This window comes from Leucobacter sp. NPDC058333, from assembly GCF_042726155.1.
Lineage (GTDB): Bacteria > Actinomycetota > Actinomycetes > Actinomycetales > Microbacteriaceae > Leucobacter.
Genome location: NZ_JBHXHV010000002.1, coordinates 138,403 through 157,734 on the forward strand (window position 1 = coordinate 138,403; position 19,332 = coordinate 157,734).

Here is a 19,332-nt window from a genome sequence, read left to right on the forward strand (position 1 = left end):
ACGACGGCAAGATCGTATACGATTTGATCACACACGTCAGACAATGGAGGTCCCGTGCTCGAGCAGACTCAGATTGCAGCTATCGCAGACGAACTGGTACAGGCAGATAAAGATCGCACGATCCTGCCCCGCCTCACCGCTCGGTACCCGGGCATGGTGATCGAAGATTCGTACGCCATTCAGAAGGAATGGTCGGATCGCCGCATCGCCGCCGGGGCGCGCCTCGTCGGGCATAAGATCGGCCTCACCTCGCGAGTCATGCAGGTCGCCACGGGCATTTCCGAACCCGACTACGGCGTGATTCACGACGACATGGTGCTCGAGTCCGGTTCGACTATTGAATTCGACAAGTTCTCGAACGTGCGCATCGAAGTGGAACTCGCATTCGTGCTTGCAAAACCACTCACGGGACCGAATGTCACGCTGTTCGACGTGCTCGACGCAACCGCGTATGTCGCGCCAGCGCTCGAGGTACTGAATTCGCATCTCGAACTCGAGGGACGCACCATCGTTGACACCATCAGCGACAACGCCGCAATGGGCGCCATGGTGATCGGGGGGCGGCCGGTGAGGGTCGACGAACTCGACCTCACCTGGGCGAAGGCGTTGCTCTACCGCAACGAGGCCATCGAAGACTCGGGGGTCGCCGGGGCCGTACTCGGTCACCCGGCGCTCGGCGTCGCCTGGCTCGCCAACAAGCTCGCTCAGCACGGACAGACTCTCGAAGCTGGCGAGATCATCCTCGCCGGCTCATTCACGAAGCCGATGTGGGTGGAGCGCGGCGATACCGTGCACGCTGACTATCACGAGCTGGGGTCGGTGACATGCCGCTTCGTATGAATCTCCCCGAGACACTGCGGGATCGCCTGGCGTCCGCAGACCGCGCGCTCATCGGCCTGTGGGCCTCTGCGAGCAGCCCGGTGACCGCAGAGATTGTCGCCGGCAGCGGTTGCGATTGGGTACTGCTCGACGCTGAGCACTCCCCCAACGGGCTCGAATCGGTGCTCGCGCAGCTGCACGCCATGTCGGGGTACCCCGTCGCGCCGCTCGTGCGGGTACCTTTCGGCGACACCGTACTCATCAAGCAGTTTCTCGATCTAGGCGCACAAAACCTGCTCGTGCCGATGGTCGATTCAGCCGAACAGGCCGAACAGATCGTGCGGGCGGTGCGCTACCCACCGCGAGGTGTGCGGGGCGTGGGCTCGGCGCTTGCGCGTTCGGCCCGTTGGAACCGCGTCGACGGCTACCTCGGTCGCGCAGACGAAACGATCAGCCTCACGGTGCAGATCGAGTCGGCGGCGGCGGTTGCCGACGCCGAGCGAATCCTCGCGGTCGACGGCGTCGATGCAATCTTCATCGGGCCATCAGATCTCGCGGCGTCGATGGGACTGCTCGGGCAGCAGAACCACCCGGACGTCGTGGCTGCGGTGCTCACCACGATCGAATGTGCGGTCGCGGCGGGCAAACCCGCAGGTGTAAACGCGTTCGTTCCCGAGGATGCCGAGCGATACATCGCCGCGGGTGCCTCGTTCGTCGCCGTGGGCGCAGACGTCGCGATTCTCGCCCGCCAGACGGAGGCCCTGGTCGCTCGTTTCGCAGCGCCCGAACGCGGCACTCGCGACGCTCGCGCCTCGTACTAACCCGTCACAACCGCGAGTTGTTCGCCAGCTCTTCACAACACTCCGCAGATCGTATACGATTTCAAATACAACGAAGGATCGAGGCTACGATGACGTACGGAATCGAAGACCTGGGTATCGAGACCCCCGGCAAGATCATTGCCGTCCACCTCAATTACCCGTCCCGCATCGCACAGCGCGGGCGCACGCCCAAGCACCCCTCGTACTTCGTGAAGCCAGCCTCCTCCCTCGCCCCCACAGGCGGCGTGGTGGAGCGCCCGGCAGGCACCGAGTTGCTCGCTTTTGAGGGCGAGATCGCGCTCGTTATCGGAGCTCCGGCCCGACACGTCACCCCCGAAGACGGCTGGCAGCACGTGGCAGCAGTGACGGCGGCCAATGACCTCGGCATCTACGATCTCCGCGCCGCCGACAAGGGCTCGAACCTGCGCAACAAGGGCGGCGACGGGTTTACCCCGATCGGCCCAAAGGCGATTCCCACCGATGGCATCGGCCCGGACGCGTGGCGCGTGCGCACGTGGGTGAATGGCGAACTCGTGCAAGACGACACGAGTGACACGCTCACGTTCCCGTTCGGCCAGCTCGTCGCCGACCTCTCCCAGCACCTGACGCTCGAGACAGGCGACGTGATCTTGACGGGAACTCCCGCGGGCTCCTCGGTTGTGGTACCCGGCGACGTCGTCGAGGTTGAGGTTGACGCCCCCGAGGCTCCCGGCGCCCCGAGCACCGGTCGCCTCGTAACGACGGTCACCCAGGGATCGGTGCCGTTCGGCGACTTCGGCTCGCAGCCTCAGGTCGACGATCTGCAGCGCATCGAAGCGTGGGGCAGTGAAGCCGAGCACTCGGCGGCAGTGGCTGCCGGGCGCGCAACTCCGCTCTCGGCCGCCGACACTGACGGGGCCGAAGCTGCTCCGTCGCCGCTGACGTCTGAGATTCGCGAGCAGCTCGCTGGCGTGGCCGTTGCGACGGTTTCGGCCGCGCTGCGCAAGCGCGGCTACGTCGACATCTTTATCGACGGCGTGCACCCGAATCACGAGGGCGACACCATCATTGGCACAGCGAAGACTCTGCGCTTCATTCCGTTCCGCCCCGATCTCTTCAAGGCACACGGCGGTGGGTTCAACGCACAGAAACTCGCCTTCGACACGGTGAATCCCGGCGAGGTGCTCGTGATCGAGGCGCGCGGTGTGCGCGAGACCGGCACCGTCGGCGACGTGCTGGCCCTCCGAGCGCAGGTGCGCGGAGCTGCCGGCATTGTGACCGACGGCGGCGTTCGCGACTTCGCGGCCGTGCAGCAGTTCGACATCCCCGTGTTTTCGCAGGGCGCCCACCCGAGCGTGCTCGGTCGACGCCACGTGCCGTGGGAGGTCGACGTCACGATCGCGTGCGGCGGGGCTGCCGTACAGCCCGGCGACATCATCATGGGTGACCGCGACGGCGTGATCGTGATTCCGCCCGCACTCCTCGTGGAGGTTGCTGCCGAGGCCGCCGAACAAGAGGCGGCAGACGCTTGGGTGGCAGATCAGGTGGCCAACGGCGAAGCGGTCGACGGGCTTTTCCCCATGAACGCGCAGTGGCGCGCCAAGTACGACGCACACCGCGCACAGAACGCTGAGCAGCCCGGCGCAGCAACCGGCCCAGAAGCGCAGGCCTGATCATGGCTTCGGAATCGAAATCGGAGCAGGCATACCGCCTGATCCGCTCCCGCATTGACTCCGGTCAGTACGTGCCGGGGTTCCGGCTGGTACTGGGACCCATCGCGGCAGAACTCGACATGTCTGTGGTGCCAGTGCGCGAGGCGATCCGCAGACTCGAAGCCGAACAGTTAGTGACGTTCGAGCGCAACGTCGGCGCGCAGGTAGCCCTGATCAAGGAGACCGAGTACCTGCACACCATGCAGACGCTTGCCCTCGTAGAGGGGTCAGCGACCGGGCTCGCTGCGCCAGACATCACGCCAGAACAGATCCGTCGCGCGCGCGAAATCAACGCCACCATGCGAGATACGCTCTCGGGCGCCTTCGATCCGCAGCGCTTCACCGAGCTCAACCTCGACTTTCACAGCGTGCTATTCGAGGCGTGCCCGAACCCGCACATCCTCGATCTCGTACATCGCGGCTGGAGCCGTATGAACGTGCTGCGCAATTCGTCGTTCAGTTTCGTGCCCGCTCGCGCCTCCGAGTCCGTTGACGAGCACGAGCAGCTGCTCAGTCTCATCGAGAGCGGCGCCTCGCCCCTCGACATTGAGCTCGCGGCCCGCGCCCACCGCACCGCGACGCTCGACGCGGTGCTGGCATACACGGAAGAACACCACCACTCCCCATCCGATTCAGCAATCCGATCCCGCAATCTGGAGGAATACGCATGACGCATCAGAAGCCCGCAGGGCTCCCCGACCGCATCCGCCATTTCATCGACGGTGAATTCGTCGATTCCGTTGGCGGCGAGACTTTCGACGTGCTCGATCCCGTCACCAACGAAAACTACATCCAGGCCGCAGCGGGCCAGCAGGCCGACATCGACCTGGCGGTCGCCGCAGCGAAGCGCGCGTTCACCGAGGGACCGTGGCCGAAGCTGCTCCCCCGCGAGCGCTCGCGCATTCTGCACAAGGTCGCAGACATCGTCGAGTCCCGCGACGCGCAGCTCGCCGAGCTCGAAAGCTTCGACTCGGGCCTGCCGATCACGCAGGCCAAGGGCCAGGCGCGCCGCGCCGCCGAGAACTTCCGCTTCTTCGCAGACCTCATCGTCGCCCAGCACGACGACACCTTCAAGGTGCCGGGCCGCCAGATCAACTACGTCAACCGCAAGCCGATCGGCGTCGCGGGGCTCATCACCCCCTGGAACACGCCGTTCATGCTCGAGTCGTGGAAGCTCGGCCCCGCGCTCGCGACCGGCAACACCGTCGTATTGAAGCCTGCCGAGTTCACGCCGCTTTCGGCGTCGCTCTGGGCCGAGATCTTCCGTGAGGCCGGCGTACCCGACGGCGTCTTCAACCTCGTGAACGGTCTCGGTGAAGAGGCGGGCGACGCGCTCGTGAAGCACCCCGACGTGCCGCTGATCTCATTCACCGGCGAGAGCAGCACCGGGTCCCTGATCTTCGGCAACGCAGCGCCGTTCCTGAAGGGGCTTTCGATGGAGCTCGGCGGCAAGAGCCCGGCCGTCGTTTTCGCGGATGCGGATCTTGAGGCCGCGCTCGATGCGACGGTATTCGGCGTGTTCAGCCTGAACGGCGAGCGCTGCACCGCCGGTAGCCGCATCCTCGTGCAGCGCGACATCTACGACGAGTTCGTCGAGCGCTACGCCGAACGCGCGAAGAACGTGGTCGTCGGGCTGCCCTCAGACCCCGCAACCGAGGTGGGCGCGCTCGTGCACCCCGAGCACTACAACAAGGTCATGAGCTACGTCGAGATCGGCAAGGGCGAGGGCCGCCTCGTCGCCGGCGGCGGCCGCCCCGAGGGCTTCCCCGTCGGTAACTACATCGCCCCCACTGTGTTCGCCGATGTATCCCCCGATGCGCGCATCTTCCAGGAGGAGATCTTCGGGCCCGTCGTCGCGATCACACCGTTCGACACCGACGAAGAAGCACTTGAGCTCGCGAACAACACGAAGTACGGCCTGGCTGCCTACATCTGGACGTCAAATCTGAAGCGTGCGCACAACTTCTCGCAGTCGGTCGACGCCGGAATGGTGTGGCTGAACTCGAACAACGTGCGCGATCTGCGCACCCCCTTCGGTGGCGTGAAGGCATCGGGCCTCGGCCACGAGGGCGGCTACCGCTCGATCGACTTCTACACCGATCAGCAGGCCGTCCACATCACGCTCAACGAAGCTCACTCACCCAAGTTCGGTGCGGGCGCCAAGTAGCGGCCCCGAGACATCTAGACGGCACTGAACGGAGACACACCATGGCTAAACTCAACGAAAGCGACAAGACCTCCTCGGGGTTCTGGGTCACCAAAGAAGCCCCCATCGAGTCAGCGAACCCGATTCTCACTCCTAGGTCGCCCGCGCCCGATATCTTGCGCTGCGCGTACATGGAGCTCATCGTCACCGATCTCGCGGCGTCACGCGAGTTCTACGTTGACGTGCTCGGTCTGTACGTGACCACCGAGGACGACGAGGCGATCTACCTCCGTTCGACCGAGGAGTTCATTCACCACAACCTCGTGCTGAGGAAGGGTCCCGTAGCGGCCGTCGCGGCGTTCTCATACCGCGTTCGCTCCCCCGAAGACCTCGACCTCGCAGTCGCGTTCTACGAAGAACTCGGTTGCGAGGTGCGTCGTAACCCGAACGGTTTCGTGACGGGCATTGGCGACTCGGTGCGCGTTGTTGATCCGCTCGGTTTCCCCTACGAGTTCTTCCACCAGACGGAGCACACGGAGCGCATGTCGTGGCGCTACGATCTGCACATTCCCGGCGAACTCGTGCGGCTCGACCACTTCAACCAGATCACCCCCGATGTGCCGCGAGCGGTCGGCTTCATGCAGAATCTCGGCTTCCGTGTAACCGAAGACATTCAAGACAACGAGGGCACCGTCTACGCCGCGTGGATGCGGCGCAAGCCGACCGTGCACGACACCGCTATGACCGGCGGCGACGGCCCGCGGATGCACCACGTGTGCTTCGCGACGCACGAGAAGCACAACATTCTCGCAATTTGCGACAAGCTCGGCGCACTGCGCAGGTCTGACAGCATCGAGCGCGGCCCCGGTCGCCACGGCGTCTCGAACGCGTTTTACCTGTACCTGCGCGATCCCGACGGCCACCGCGTCGAGGTCTACACGCAGGACTACTACACCGGCGACCCCGACAACCCGGTCGTCACTTGGGACGTACACGACAACCAGCGCCGTGACTGGTGGGGCAACCCGGTCGTCCCGTCCTGGTACACCGACGGCTCCCTGGTGCTCGACCTCGACGGCAACCCGCAGCCGGTGATTGCGCGCACCGATAGCTCGGAGATGGCCGTGACGATTGGCGCCGACGGGTTTTCGTACACCCGCGACGACGAGGGCGAGAAGGGTTTCAAGCTCGGCAATACGCTGTAGATTTTCCAGCACGACGACGGGCCGGGGCGCACTGCGCGCCCCGGCCCGTCGTCGTGCGCATCGTATTTCCACCCAATTAGGACTATCCAATTGGAAAGCTTTGCGCGCATGTCCATGCCCCCTGCGCGCAACGCATAGCCCTTGCGTGTGCTCCTTTTTAGACTCGGAAGCAGCAGCGGGTAGACCCTTCACACCCCCGCACCGGCAATGCCGCCACACGCGAGAGGAAGTACCCCGATGAGCGCACTCAACGCAGCGAGCGCCCCCAGCGCAGCGCAATCGTCGCAGACGAGCGCAACACCCGAACACGATCCGGGGCTGAGTCGCCGCACACTCGGCGTTCCCGCGATCACCCTCATGATCATCGCGGCATCGGCGCCGCTCACAGTCGTCGCCGGCGGCGTCACCACCTCATTCGCCGTGACTGAATCGCTCGGCGTTCCACTCGGCTTCCTCCTGATCGCGGTCATCCTTGCCGTCTTCGCCGTGGGCTACACCGCGATGGGCCGCCACATCACGAACGCGGGTGCCTTCTATGCGTATATCGCGCAGGGCATCTCCCGCCCGCTCGGTGTCGGGGCCTCGCTCGTCGCGCTCGTCTCCTACAACGCCATGCAGGTCGGCATTTACGGTCTTTTCGGATTTCAGCTCTCGATGTTCCTCGAGGCAAAGTTCGGCTTCTCGTCGCCGTGGTGGGTGTGGATCCTCATCTGCATCGCCGTTGTCGGAGTACTCGGCGTAAACCGCGTCGATGTCTCTGCGAAGGTACTCGGCGTGCTCGTGGGCCTCGAATTCCTCGTCGTTATCGTTTTCGACGTCATCTCGTTCGCTGTCGCCCCGGAGGGCGTCTCGACCGCGGCACTCAACCCCACGACGCTGTTCGGCCCGGCCCTCGGCATCATTCTCGTCTTCGGCGTCGCGGCCTTCATGGGATTCGAGGGCGCGGCCATCTATGGTGAAGAAGCGAAGGATCCCAAGCGCACCGTCCCCCGCGCCACCTACGCGGCGATCGCGATCATCGGCGTCTTCTACGCGTTCAGCGCCTGGGCGTTCTCCGTTGGCATCGGGCCGTCGTCGATCATCCAGGCCTCGCAGGAATCTGGCCCGGATCTGATGTTCGTTTTCATGACCGAACAGTCCGGCGTCATCTTCTCCGACATCATGACGCTGCTCTTCCTGACGAGCCTGTTCGCCTCACTCCAGTCGTTCCACAACGCGGTCGCACGCTACTTCTTCTCGCTCGGCCGCGAGGGCGTGCTGCCCAGCTGGTTCGCGCGCACCTCGCGAGTCGGCGCCCCGTGGGCCGGATCCGTAGCGCAGACCGTCATCGCCGTCGTCGTCGTGATCGCCTTCATTCTCGGCGGCGAGGTCTTCGGCGGCGCAGACGCGCTGGGCGACTCAGCATTCCTGTTCCCGGTGCTCACCATGTTCACATGGCTGACGAACACCGGAGCAATGGGGCTCGTGCTGCTCATGGCTATTACGGCCGCAGCCGTGATCGGCTACTTTGCGCGCAACCGTCGCGGTCTCAGCGTGTGGGTGACCGTGGTCGCCCCGGCGGTGTCGGGGCTTGCGCTGCTCTGGGTGTTCATCATGATCCTGCAGAACTTCCCGCTGATGCTCGGCCAGACCGAACCCGACGCCACGACGTTCGTGCTCCCGGGTGTCGTGTTCGTGGCGGCCATCGTCGGCATTGTGTGGGCGCTCATCATGCGTTCACGCGCACCGAAGCTGTACGCGCAGATCGGCCACGGCACTGAGCCCGGCGCCTACGGCACGGAACTCCTGGAGGTAGTTCCCGACGAGTAGCGCCAGGCACCACTCGGTGCCGAGCCCCTCGCTCGATGCCGAGCCCCTCGCATAACGCCGAGCCCCTCCCGAATACACGCCTTCTCGGGAGGGGCTCGGCGTCCGTAGAGGGGTTCGGCGCTTGCGGGTAAGGGCACAGCGCTCGCAGGCAAGGGCCCAGCGCTCGTGGGCACTGGCACAGCGCTCGCGGGCACGGCCCAGCGCTTGACGCTAACTCTCCGGGTCGTAGTGGAAGGCGTGCACCTCCTGCGGGCACCGACAGGCCGCCGCGATCCTCGCCGCCCACTCGAGTGCGACCTCGCGAGTCGGGGTGCGCAGCACCGTGAACCCGCCGGTCAACGGCACCCACGGCTGCCCGCCGGCTGGCTCAAGCGTGCCATCACCGGTGACGCGGACAGGGGCGATGGACTCGTCGATCCCGCCCCCGAACACCCACACCCCCGCGGCCTTCGCAGCGCGCACAACCGCGTGCGACTCCTCCACGGAACGGTCATACTCGGCCCGAGAGACGACCATTGCGGCACTCGGAAACGTGATCAAATAGTGGTCCACAGCTGCCTCCTCGCAGGCGATGCCCTTATTCCATCACGCGCGAGCCCCCAACGCACCCTCCCGGGCGCCCTCCTGAACCCGTCGCCGAGCACCCCACAACGCAACTGTGGTCGCATATCGGCCCTTCAGCGGCGTGAAGGGGCAATATGCGACCACAGAACGGGGACGCGAAGCGCCCAAAAGTCTCAGACTCGCGCGGTTACGCAGCGCCCTCGAACATCGAGGTGACTGAACCGTCTTCGAAGACCTCGTGAATGGCCTTCGCCAGCAGCGGGGCAATCGACAGCACGGTGAGCTTTTCGAAGCGCTTCTCCATCGGCACGGGCAGGGTGTCGGTGACGACGACCTGGTCGATGAAGTCCTGCGAGAGGTGCTCAATGGCGCGACCCGAGAAGATCGCGTGGGTGCACGCAATGGTGACGCCGCGGGCGCCCGCGGCCTTCAGCGCTTCGGCCGCCTTCGCGATGGTGCCGCCGGTGTCGATCATGTCGTCGACGACGACGCACCACCGATCCTGCACGGTGCCGACGATCTCGTGCACCGAAACCTGGTTCGGCACGAGTGGGTCGCGGCGCTTGTGAATGATGGCGAGCGGCGCGTCGAGCTTGTCGCTCCAGACGTCGGCCACGCGCACGCGGCCCATATCTGGCGACACGACGGTGAGGTCGTCGCGCGCGATGGTCTTGCGGAAGTGTTCGAGCAGCACGGGCATTGCGAAGAGGTGATCAACGGGGCCGTCAAAGAAGCCCTGGATCTGCGGCGCGTGCAGATCAACCGACATGATGCGGTCGGCACCGGCGGCCTTGAACAGGTCGGCGACGAGCCGGGCCGAGATCGGCTCGCGGCCGCGGCCCTTCTTGTCTTGGCGCGAGTAGGGGTAGAACGGCGCGACCACGGTGATGCGCTTCGCCGAAGCGCGCTTCAGCGCGTCGACCATGATGAGCTGCTCCATGAGCCACTCGTTGATCGGGAACGTGTGCGACTGCAGCACGAATGCATCCGACCCGCGCACGCTCTCGTCGAACCGCGCATAGAGCTCGCCGTTCGCGAACGTGCGGGCGTCCGTTGGCACAAGTTCGGCTCCGAGTTCGGAGGCGACCTGCTCGGCCAGCTCGGGGTACGCCCGGCCAGTGATCAAGACGAGCTTTTTCTGCCCGGCCATCTCGATTGTGCTCATCCCTGCATGCTCCTCATCGGTGCTGACATCCCCAACAGTGCTCGTGTTACTTTTCGAGATCCTCGGCACGCTGCGCCGCCTCGGCGGAGCTCGTACCGGGACGATTTTCGGCCACCCAGCCAGCGATGTTGCGCTGCGGTGCCACGTTCATGGCGAGCGAGCCCGACGGTACGTTCTTGCGCACCACCGTTCCCGCCGCGGTGTATGCGCCGTCTGCGATGTTGACGGGCGCGATGAGCACGTTCTTCGACCCAACGCGTACGCCGTCGCCAACCTGCGCCTGGTGCTTCCGCACGCCGTCGTAGTTCGCGAAGATCGTGCCTGCGCCGATGTTCGTGTCAGTGCCGATAGTCGCATCGCCGACGTAGCTCAGGTGAGGAACCTTGCTGCCGTCGCCGATCTTCGCGTTCTTCGTCTCGACGAACGCGCCAATCTTGCCGCCCTCGCCGAGTTCAGTGCCCGGGCGAATGTACGCAAACGGACCGACGTTCACGCCCGCCGAGAACACGGCGAGCGTTGCCTCACTGCGACGGATGCGCGCGTCGACTCCGACCTCGCAATCGACGAGCGTGGTGTCGGGCCCGATGATCGCGCCGGTGGCGATCGAGGTTGCACCGTGCAAAAAGGTGCCGGGCAAGATCTCGACGTCAGGCTCGATCGAGACGTCCGCGTCGATCCAGGTGCTCGACGGATCCTGCACCGTGACGCCAGCACGCTGATGGGCGCGCACAATGCGAGCGTTGAGTTCGCGGCCGGCTTCAGCGAGCTGGGCACGGTCGTTGACGCCCGCGATCGTCCAGGGGTCGTCGGTGACGACGGCTTCGACATCGCCGCCGCTCGCGAGGATTCGCGCCGCGGCGTCCGTGAGGTATTTTTCGCCCTGCGCGTTGTTCGTGTCGATACCGGCGAGCGCGGTCTGCAGCGACCGACGCGCGAAGACGTAAATGCCGCCGTTGATCTCGGTCACGCGGCGCTGTGCGTCGTCCGCGTCTTTTTCTTCGACGATGCCGAGCACCGAGCCACTCGCATCGCGCAGGATCCGCCCCAGGCCGGTCGGGTTGTCGAAGACCGCGGAGAGCAGCGTCATCGCCCGGCTGCCACTGAGGTGCCCCGTCACGAGCCGCTCGAGCGTCGCGGTGTCGATCAGCGGCGCATCACCGGAGAGCACCACGACCGAGCCGTCGAAGTCGTCAGGGAGGGCGGCGAGCGCCTGCTCAACCGCGCGTCCCGTTCCGGGAACCTCGTCTTGATCGACAATGACGGTGTCGGGGGCGTGATCAAGAATTGCCTCGGCAACGCGCTCACGATCGTGGCGCACAACGGCGACGATCTGTGCGGGTTCGAGCCCGGCGGCAGCATCAAGCACGTGGGCGATGAGTGAGCGACCGCCGATGCGGTGCAGCACCTTGGGCAGTGCCGACTTCATGCGAGTACCCTGCCCTGCGGCGAGGATGACGACTGCAAGGTGCTCTGCCATGGTGCCCTTTCTACGGTGGAGATGATCCAGGGCAAGACCCTGATTCATCGTTCCGCCTCCAGGATTCGAACCTAGACCGAACAGCTCCAAAGGCTGTCGTGCTGCCATTACACTAAGGCGGACCGTGCCGGAATCAGCACGCGTACTAGTCTGCCACGGCTGAGCGGCGAGAAGAACCAACACGGGTCGCGCCGGGGTCTCATCCCAGCGGATAATAGAGGGATGAAACACGAAGACGAGGTCGACCGGATCATCGCCGACTGGGAGTCGGCCCGCCCCGATCTCGACTTTGCACCCCTCGCGATTTTTTCTCGCATGTGGCGAGTGACGAAGCACATTGATCGCGCCCGCGCGCACGCGTTCGAGCGGTCAGGCCTGATGTCGTGGGAGTTTGACGTGCTCGCGGCACTCCGGCGCAGCGGCGAGCCCTTTCGCCAGAGCCCGAAGGTGCTCGGCCAGCAGACGATGGTGTCGAGCGGCACCATGACGAACCGCATCGACCGGATGGCCGAGCGCGAACTCGTGCGGCGGCTCACCGACCCGAACGATGGTCGCGGCGTGCTCGTCGAGATGATGCCGCGCGGCCTGACGCTCGTCGATGCCGCGATCACTCGCCTCACTGACTCCGAAGAGCGGTTGTTGAGCGGCATTCCCAAGTCGGAGCGGGATCGCCTCGGCGTACTGCTGCGCAGACTCGCACTGAGCGTCGACCGCTATGTGCCGCTGTCTGAGCCGACGCCGTCGGATGAAGCCGAGGAGCCCGACGCCGTCTGAACTCGCTGTGTGGTGCAGCCCGATGCCGGCCAAGTCGACACTGGGCTGCACCGCACCAACTACTTCACCCGCTGCGTAGCTGTCGCCGACTTCGAATTCACGTTCGCGCTCCCCAGATACTTGGCAGTGACCTTCGTGTTACTTCGCAGTGCTTTTGGCGCGCGCACCTTCACGATGCCGTGCTGTGCAGCGCTCAGCGCAACAGTCTGCTTCGCGGAGCCAAAACTCACGGTAACCTTCCCAGTTGGATAGGAGCCGTTATTGAGCTTGCCCAGCTTCACGGTCGCAGCGGGGCGCGAACCCTTCTTGGCGGTACTGGTCACGACCTTCGCGGAACTCACTGACGCACGTACGACCTGCAGAGTCCCGGGGGTCGTACGTGCCGCCGAGTCGGCATAGGTGTCGTCGCCAAGGTACTGCGCCGTAATGCGATAATTGCCCACGCTCACCGCTGGCAGGCGCAGCGTCGCGACACCACCCGGCCCCACCTGTGCGGTGCCCAGATCACGTGATCCTGATGTGAACAGCACCACACCGGCTTCAGCGCCCTGCACAGTCACCGCAGCGGTTGGACGCACACCGTACACCGCCCGCGCCGCATTCAGTCGTATGGTCGAGAGATATACCGGAACGTGCGAGACGGTCACACGACGCGCCTTCGATGCCCCCGTCGCGTACCGGGCGTCACCCGAGTATTTTGCGGTCAGCTGGTAGCTTCCAGCCGTCTGTGGAACCGTTGTCAGGGTTGCGCTGCCGCCCTCGATGGGCGCGCTTCCGAGACTCTGCGCCCCCGCACGAAATTCCACCTCGCCTGTGGCCTCGGCCGGCACGGTCGCCGTGAACGCGAGCTCATCGAGTGCGGTTCCCGTGGCGTCACCGGAGACCGTGACGGCAGCCGCGATCTTCGCGATATCAACTCGCTGTTCCGCCTTCGATTCGGCGAAAGCGCCGCTTTCGTCTATGAACCGCGCGCTCACGATGGCGGATCCCCCGGCGCTGAATTCCGCTGCCGAGCAGGCGGCTGAGCCGCTGATCACTGCCATCGCTTCACACTCGGCAATAGCGACGCCATCAATGGCGAACGATACGCTTCCCGTCACATCGCCCGCGCTCTGACCCGCTGAGAGCTTCGCGGTGATCGTGCCACCGTCGGCGACCGATAGCTCGCCCGGTTCAAGATTGATCGAGGTGACGGCCGCCCCGAGTAGATACACGGAAGAATAGTCCGTGCCGTTCGCGCCACCGACGACATCCGGTACACCGTTTCCATCGAAGTCAGAAACCGAGCCCACCGATCGTCCGAGTTGTGCACCGGCCACAGCTCCGTCAATGCGGAAGCCGCTCGATGCGTCGAGCGATCCCGCGCTGAGCGTCCCGGAGAAACCCGGTTGCCCGTTCACGACGTAGATTGCTCCGGCGTTTGCGCCACCGCTGTCGTGCCCCCAGGCCCCGAGCACGACCTCGGGCACGCCATCTCCCGAGACGTCGGTTATGCCTGCGGCCGCCCAGCCAAACTTGTCGTTGTCGGCAGCGCCCTCAATCCAATAGCCGCGGGGAGCCTGATCGGCGTCGCAGGTGCCGCTTGTGTTTGTCGTCTCGTCGTTGCACGAGTAGACGGCATTCTGGTCGACTCCGGGCACCGTGAACACGGTCTGCAACGATGCGGCGCCCGTAACAATCGCTGCCCCACCCGGTCTCGGTCCGGTCGCAGCATTTGACACTCCGTCTCCACCGACGGCAAAGTCGGCGAGGCCATCACCGTTGATGTCGCCGAGCGCCGCAATCGACGTGCCGAGCCTGTCTCGCCCTCGCTGTGGGCCGTACACTGCGAAGCCGTGCGCGCCTAGTGCGCCAGTATCGACTTGCTGAGGCGCGTCTGAACCGAAAATCGCATAGGCCGCGCCCGCGACCGGTGACGCGCTTCCCCAGGGGATTGCCCCGTAGCTACCCACCACAAGGTCGGCAAGTCCATCGCCGTTGAGATCGCCGACGCTTTCAGCCGAAACGAGCTGCCCGACCCCGCCATCGATGCTCTGAAGCACACGACCCTCGCCTGCACCGCTGGCCACATCGATGGTCGAGACGTCCTCGGAGCCAGCGATCACCCACACGCGTCCGATGTTCGAAGCGATCGGTGTTCCCGCCGCCGCGTCCGCGGGCCGGTCATACAGGTTGTCGACGATCGCGAAGTCGGCGAGGCCGTCACCGTTCACATCACCCAGCCCGGTAACTGCGTACCCGAAATTCGCGCTTCCTCCGGGGACGCTGTTCTCAGCGACCGCCGCCGAGTTCGTGATCTCGAATCCCCGTGTGCCAAGCGAGTCGACGTCGACGGGCTCGAAATCTGTTGCCCCGAGAATCACCCAAGCGCGCTGCGTCCGATTTGAACCGATTAGCAGGTCGTCAATGCCATCGCCATTCACGTCGTTTAGGCACGAGACGCTCTGCCCCGCGAAGGCGTTCGTCGTATTGGGGCCGTCGATCCGAACAGCGCCGACCGCCTCCCCCGTTCCGATCATCCCGCCGACCGGGTCCGATCCGCCAAGCAGCACATAGGCAGCGCCAGCATTTTTCGTCGTACCGCGAGACCACCACCAGTCCCCTACGACGGCGTCATCAACGCCGTCACCATTCACATCGCAAGACGTGCGGCTCGCGGCGAACCCCAGGTCGCCACCGGCTTCGCCGGTCCAACGCACTTCCGAAACGTGCGGTGTGGCGGTCGCGGCGGGCACGCCCTCCACGGCCAGCGCGGGCGTTGCAAGCGCGATTGGCGCAACGAATGCCGACCCGACCAGCGCGAGGGCGGCAGCAACGCCCGCTCCGGTCTGTGTCATAGTTCTCTTCACTTCGGTCCTTTCGGGTACCTCAAGCGGCGGACGGCGCCCGCCCGTGCATCGGGCGATGCCCGGTGCAGATTTAGTTCGGCGCGTGTACGCCGTTTCGTGCGCCGAAATCGGCCTTGGCATCAAATTTCTGGCGCGCGAGTTCAACTGTGCCGAGCACACTGCCGGGATGAATCAGCTGTGGCACCGATCCGACGGTGGGCATTGCCTGCGCGTTGCCGCCATAAGGATCGGAGTACACGACGTCACCATCTGTCTCCGGGTCCGCGAGCTGCAAGTCTGCGAGGTAGAAGTCGCGTTGCGCGCCGTCAAACGGAGACCGCGGATCGCGGTAGTCGAAACGTTCCTGCGCTGCGAGTCCCGACCAGAGATAGTCGGTCGGTGCACCAGTTGCGAGCCAGGCGAGGTCGAGCGGTCGGCTGATACCGTTCACGGTCGCCGTACTGGTGCGCGCATCGTAAATTCGGCTCGGGTTGCGAATACCGAACCATGGATCGAACCTCGCCAGCTCGATGCCGTCTGAGCTCGTGACTGCATTCTCGCCCTCCCACAGTTCATACAGCGACCAGTCCGTTGCGTTCGCAGCGAGACACTCCTGAGTCGGGATGATGCGTTTTCCACCATCGCCCGCGGGCAGCGTGCTGCCGACCGTTGAAATAGGCGTGTCGGTGGCGCAGGTCGAGTACATCTCGTTCGCATTGCCGAAGCGCGAGAGCATCGAGGTAATGATTTCGGTGCCATCGTTGCACTTCGCCGCGTAGAGGATCTCGTGCGCATTGTTCGAGGTCGCGTCCGGCGACCAGCTTCCCTGATGCTGTTTGATTAAGAAGTCGCAGGTGAGCTGCACGCCGTCGGGCAGCTTCAGCCAGTTGCGATTCGCGTCAAGCATTTTTACACCGTTGGCCACAAAAATCTTATGGCCTCCGTTGTCTTCATGGCGCATCGACATGTCGCCGTGCTCATGGACGTAGTTGTCGAGCTCTTCGCTCGTGTACCCGAATGGCAGACCTTTCGGTTCGCCCGCTATAAGATCGTGCGGCGCGTACCACTGCGCAACCCAGTCTGAGATGTTTGACGTCGCGGGGTCCGCCCCATGCTCGTGCCCGAATGTACAGATTGTTCCCGTCTCCGGGTCGGTCGCCTGCGCGGGATGCCACGTCGGGTAGTACTTACCATCAGGCCCCAGCACGCGGAAAGATGCGTGTAATTCGGCTGGACAGGTGTCATATTCCGTCGGCGCCCAATTCCGCTCGACGTACGCTTTCGAGAACCCGCGTTCTGGGTCCGGTTCGGGTGCTGGCTTCGTGAGCTTCAGCGAGGTCGTTGCCGAGACGGGCTCGGGGGCAGTCTCGGCAATCACCACGCGGTGAGCGCCTCCCGCATCGAAGGCATCGTAGGCTGATTGCGTAAGGGCAAGCTTCACCGTCTTGTCCCCCCGCTTCGCGGTGACCCTCTGCTGCGCGGCGGTCTTGCCGCCGATTTGCAGCGACACGTTCGCTCCACAGCCCTGGGCGGACACGCAGGTGAGTGCCAAGGGCAGCACGCGATCAGCGCCAATCTCATAGGACTTCGTGACGACAGAGAGCTGCGGCTTCGCGGGCTTGACCATAGCCTTCGCTGAGAACTTCGCCTTCGCGGGTCGGGTGGCAGATCCGGCAATTGTCAGAGTGGCCGCTTTTTTCCCGAAAAAGGCACGATACTGCGCGGCAGAAAGCGTCCAGTTCAGCTGTTTCGAATCGCGCTTGGCCACGCTGTAGCTCAATTTTGTAGTACCGCCCGTGCTGAGTTTGAGCGCGACCGACCCCGCACACGTATTCGTGGCGGCACACGCGAGTGTCACTGAGACAACACGATCCGTACCGACACTGGGAGTGGCGGTCACCCGCTGCACTGTCAGTGCCTCGGCGGGGAGCGCGGCCCCGACACCGAAGCCGATCGGCGCAAGTACCGCAGCGCAGAGTGCGATGCTCAGCAGCGTTCCTCGCGGGTTTCGAACTCGTTCATTACCTGGGCGGCGCTGGCGCATGCATCCTCGTTCTCCGAAGGGGACTCGGCCGAACAGTGGACGCGAGCAGTTCATCATATCTACATGAGGCTCGCCTAAACAACATCTGATGTGAGAGTTACGGCACCTTCCACCCGGGCGCCGCCGCCCAGGGTTCGCGTATTACTGCGCGACGTCCTCCGGCAGCTCCGGTGCCGACACAGGCGGCTGACGCAGCGTGCCCTCGCCGCCCGCGTCTTCCCCGACTCCGGCGCCGGCTTCAAACGCCGCCGCGTAGCTCAGCAGCTCGGGGTCTGAGTAGGCGCGGCCAGCGAAGGTGATGCCCACGGGCATACCGATGTCGTTCATGATGCCCATTGCGGCCGTGACGGTCGGGATGCCCAGGTGACGCAGCGCGTAATTGCCGTTCGAGAAGAAGACGCCGTTTGCCCAGGCCCGATCCGCCGCCGCCTGGTCGATATCTGCGTTCCACGCTCCGACGTCAGCGTTCGCGGGAAACACGACGCCGTCGAAGTGATTGGCGTGCAGCCACGACTCGAAGAGCTGCTCGCGAAGCTGCACGAGCGCGCGCAGGCCGTCGGCGAAGTCGCCGCGGTCGCGCGGATCCGAAATGCCCCGCTGCGCCATCGCCACGGTCGAGCGGTACCGGTTCTCGTAGTCTTCGACCTCTTCGTAGCGATCGGGCAGCGCACCCGGGGGCTGCGGGAAGATCGTGTCGGGATCGACCGCCCCGAGATTCGGGATCGACGGGTCGCCGTTCGCACGCAAGAAGTCGTCCCAGCCGAACGCGAGGAAGTGGTTGAACTCGGTGTCCATCCAGCCCTCCGGCAGCACGCCCAGCGCGCCGACGTTCTCCTGACCCGGCCTGTCACCCTCGTACTGCTCAATCAGTGGGAAGTCGGTGACGACGACCTCGGCGCCGAGCGCCTCGAGCCTGGCGCGGGCCGTCTCGAAGAGTGCAAGCACCGAGGGGCGCACGTCGATCGGGAAGTTCGGATCTTCGCCCAGGTACATTGCCGGCACCGCGAATCGCTTGCCGCGCAGCGCCTCGTTGTCGCCCAGGTCGAGATAGCTCGCCGGGCGGTGTTCGCTCGGGCTCGGCAGCGGGATGACCTGCTGGTTGCGCCAGAAATCACCTCGCGTGATCGCGTCGTCTTGCACGAGCACGTCGAGCACGCGCAGCATGTCGGGCATGGAGCGGGTCTGCGGCACGACCACGTCGCGCGCTGGGAAGAGCGGCCAGTTGCCACGGATGCTCAGCACGCCCCACGACGGGGTGTAGGCGCAGAGGCCGTTGTTTGATGCGGGGCTGCGGCCCGACGACACCGTCTCCTCGCCCATGCCGAACATCGCGAGGTTTGCCGCCGTCGAGACGCCAGAGCCGTTCGACGATCCTGACGCGTACGCCGCGGCCAGAAATTCTCGGTTGTACGGGCTTTCGGCGCGGCCATATACACCCCGCTGCATGCCGCCGTCTGCCATCGGGGGCATGTTTGTCTTGCCGACGAGCACCGCGCCCGCTTCACGCAGCTGCGCCACCGAGAACGCGTCCCACTGGGCGATGAGGTGTTCGAAGGCGGGCGAGCCCGACGCGACGGTCAGCCCCTCCACCATGTACGAGTCCTTCACCGTGAACGGCACTCCCTCAAGCGGGCGCGCGTTCCCCTCGCGCCAGCGGCGATCGGATTCGGCCGCGTCGCGAAGGGCATTCGGGTTCGCGACCACGATGGCGTTGAAGCCCTCCGGGCCGCGATCGAACGCCTCGATGCGCGCGAGGAAGCGCTCGGTGAGCCAGGTGCTCGTGATCGTGCCGCGGTACATCGCGTCGAGCACCTCGTCGATCGATGCCTCGAGCAGGTGGAAGGGAGCGGAAGGTTCGCTCATGGTGGTCCTCGTTTCCGTCGCCCGCGGGCGATAGCGCTTGCCTGCGCCCACTCTGGCGCCTATCCTGAAAACAGTTTCAGCTTCCGGAGCGCCCGTGTCAAGTGGGCGCGCGAACTCGAGGAGTGG

At 65.0% G+C, this 19,332-nt stretch carries 14 protein-coding genes and 1 tRNA gene; 8 read left to right on the forward strand and 7 right to left on the reverse strand.

Features of this window, described 5'->3' with window-relative positions; genetic code table 11:
• Window positions 1–54: 54 nt before the first annotated feature.
• The 7 genes from hpaH to ACFWHR_RS08565 all read left to right on the forward strand — a co-directional run bounded on the left by hpaH (window position 55) and on the right by ACFWHR_RS08565 (window position 8,491).
• Window positions 55–840 carry a 2-oxo-hept-4-ene-1,7-dioate hydratase gene (gene hpaH, locus ACFWHR_RS08535; protein WP_382447874.1) on the forward strand — a complete coding sequence of 262 codons (786 nt, stop codon included), beginning with the start codon at window positions 55–57 and terminating at the stop codon, window positions 838–840.
• Window positions 825–1,640: an HpcH/HpaI aldolase/citrate lyase family protein gene (locus ACFWHR_RS08540; protein ID WP_382447875.1), complete on the forward strand. Its 816-nt coding sequence runs from the start codon at window positions 825–827 to the stop codon at window positions 1,638–1,640. The genes hpaH and ACFWHR_RS08540 overlap by 16 nt, the downstream gene beginning before the upstream one ends.
• An 89-nt stretch (window positions 1,641–1,729) precedes the next feature.
• Window positions 1,730–3,292, forward strand: coding sequence for a fumarylacetoacetate hydrolase family protein (locus ACFWHR_RS08545; protein ID WP_382447876.1), 1,563 nt, complete (start codon window positions 1,730–1,732; stop codon window positions 3,290–3,292).
• Between the two features lie 2 nt (window positions 3,293–3,294).
• Window positions 3,295–4,002: a GntR family transcriptional regulator gene (locus ACFWHR_RS08550; RefSeq protein WP_382447877.1), complete on the forward strand. Its 708-nt coding sequence runs from the start codon at window positions 3,295–3,297 to the stop codon at window positions 4,000–4,002.
• Entirely contained in the window at window positions 3,999–5,498 is a 1,500-nt protein-coding gene (gene hpaE, locus ACFWHR_RS08555; protein WP_382447878.1) for a 5-carboxymethyl-2-hydroxymuconate semialdehyde dehydrogenase, read from the forward strand. Before ACFWHR_RS08550 ends, hpaE begins: the two co-directional genes overlap by 4 nt.
• Before the next feature lie 41 nt (window positions 5,499–5,539).
• Complete coding sequence (gene hpaD / locus ACFWHR_RS08560) at window positions 5,540–6,682, forward strand: 3,4-dihydroxyphenylacetate 2,3-dioxygenase (protein WP_382447879.1); 1,143 nt, start codon at window positions 5,540–5,542, stop codon at window positions 6,680–6,682.
• A gap of 237 nt (window positions 6,683–6,919) precedes the next feature.
• A complete protein-coding gene (locus ACFWHR_RS08565) occupies window positions 6,920–8,491 on the forward strand; it encodes an APC family permease (protein ID WP_382447880.1) in 1,572 nt (523 codons plus the stop codon).
• A 210-nt stretch (window positions 8,492–8,701) separates the two neighbouring features.
• On the opposite strand, the gene ACFWHR_RS08570 is transcribed toward ACFWHR_RS08565, so the two are convergent.
• The 4 genes from ACFWHR_RS08570 to ACFWHR_RS08585 all read right to left on the reverse strand — a co-directional run bounded on the left by ACFWHR_RS08570 (window position 8,702) and on the right by ACFWHR_RS08585 (window position 11,819).
• The gene (locus ACFWHR_RS08570; RefSeq protein ID WP_382447881.1) at window positions 8,702–9,043 is read right to left on the reverse strand and encodes a transcription initiation protein; all 342 of its coding nucleotides are present in this window, start codon (window positions 9,041–9,043) and stop codon (window positions 8,702–8,704) included.
• Between the two features lie 199 nt (window positions 9,044–9,242).
• Window positions 9,243–10,220, reverse strand: a complete 978-nt coding sequence (locus ACFWHR_RS08575; protein WP_382447882.1) for a ribose-phosphate diphosphokinase — start codon at window positions 10,218–10,220, stop codon at window positions 9,243–9,245.
• Window positions 10,221–10,266: 46 nt separating this feature from the next.
• Window positions 10,267–11,697, reverse strand: a complete 1,431-nt coding sequence (glmU, locus tag ACFWHR_RS08580) for a bifunctional UDP-N-acetylglucosamine diphosphorylase/glucosamine-1-phosphate N-acetyltransferase GlmU (RefSeq protein WP_382447883.1) — start codon at window positions 11,695–11,697, stop codon at window positions 10,267–10,269.
• Between the two features lie 50 nt (window positions 11,698–11,747).
• A tRNA-Gln gene (locus ACFWHR_RS08585) sits at window positions 11,748–11,819 on the reverse strand.
• Between the two features lie 100 nt (window positions 11,820–11,919).
• On the opposite strand from ACFWHR_RS08585, the gene ACFWHR_RS08590 reads away from it, so the two are divergent.
• Window positions 11,920–12,471: a MarR family winged helix-turn-helix transcriptional regulator gene (locus ACFWHR_RS08590; protein ID WP_382447884.1), complete on the forward strand. Its 552-nt coding sequence runs from the start codon at window positions 11,920–11,922 to the stop codon at window positions 12,469–12,471.
• Window positions 12,472–12,530: 59 nt separating this feature from the next.
• On the opposite strand, the gene ACFWHR_RS08595 is transcribed toward ACFWHR_RS08590, so the two are convergent.
• From ACFWHR_RS08595 to ACFWHR_RS08605, 3 genes are all read right to left on the reverse strand, one after another.
• On the reverse strand, window positions 12,531–15,308 hold the full coding sequence (locus tag ACFWHR_RS08595) for an Ig-like domain repeat protein (RefSeq protein ID WP_382447885.1): 2,778 nt from the start codon (window positions 15,306–15,308) through the stop codon (window positions 12,531–12,533).
• Window positions 15,309–15,390: 82 nt separating this feature from the next.
• On the reverse strand, window positions 15,391–17,067 hold the full coding sequence (locus ACFWHR_RS08600) for a hypothetical protein (RefSeq protein ID WP_382447886.1): 1,677 nt from the start codon (window positions 17,065–17,067) through the stop codon (window positions 15,391–15,393).
• Between the two features lie 417 nt (window positions 17,068–17,484).
• Complete coding sequence (locus ACFWHR_RS08605; protein WP_382447887.1) at window positions 17,485–19,206, reverse strand: amidase; 1,722 nt, start codon at window positions 19,204–19,206, stop codon at window positions 17,485–17,487.
• Between the last annotated feature and the right edge of the window lie 126 nt (window positions 19,207–19,332).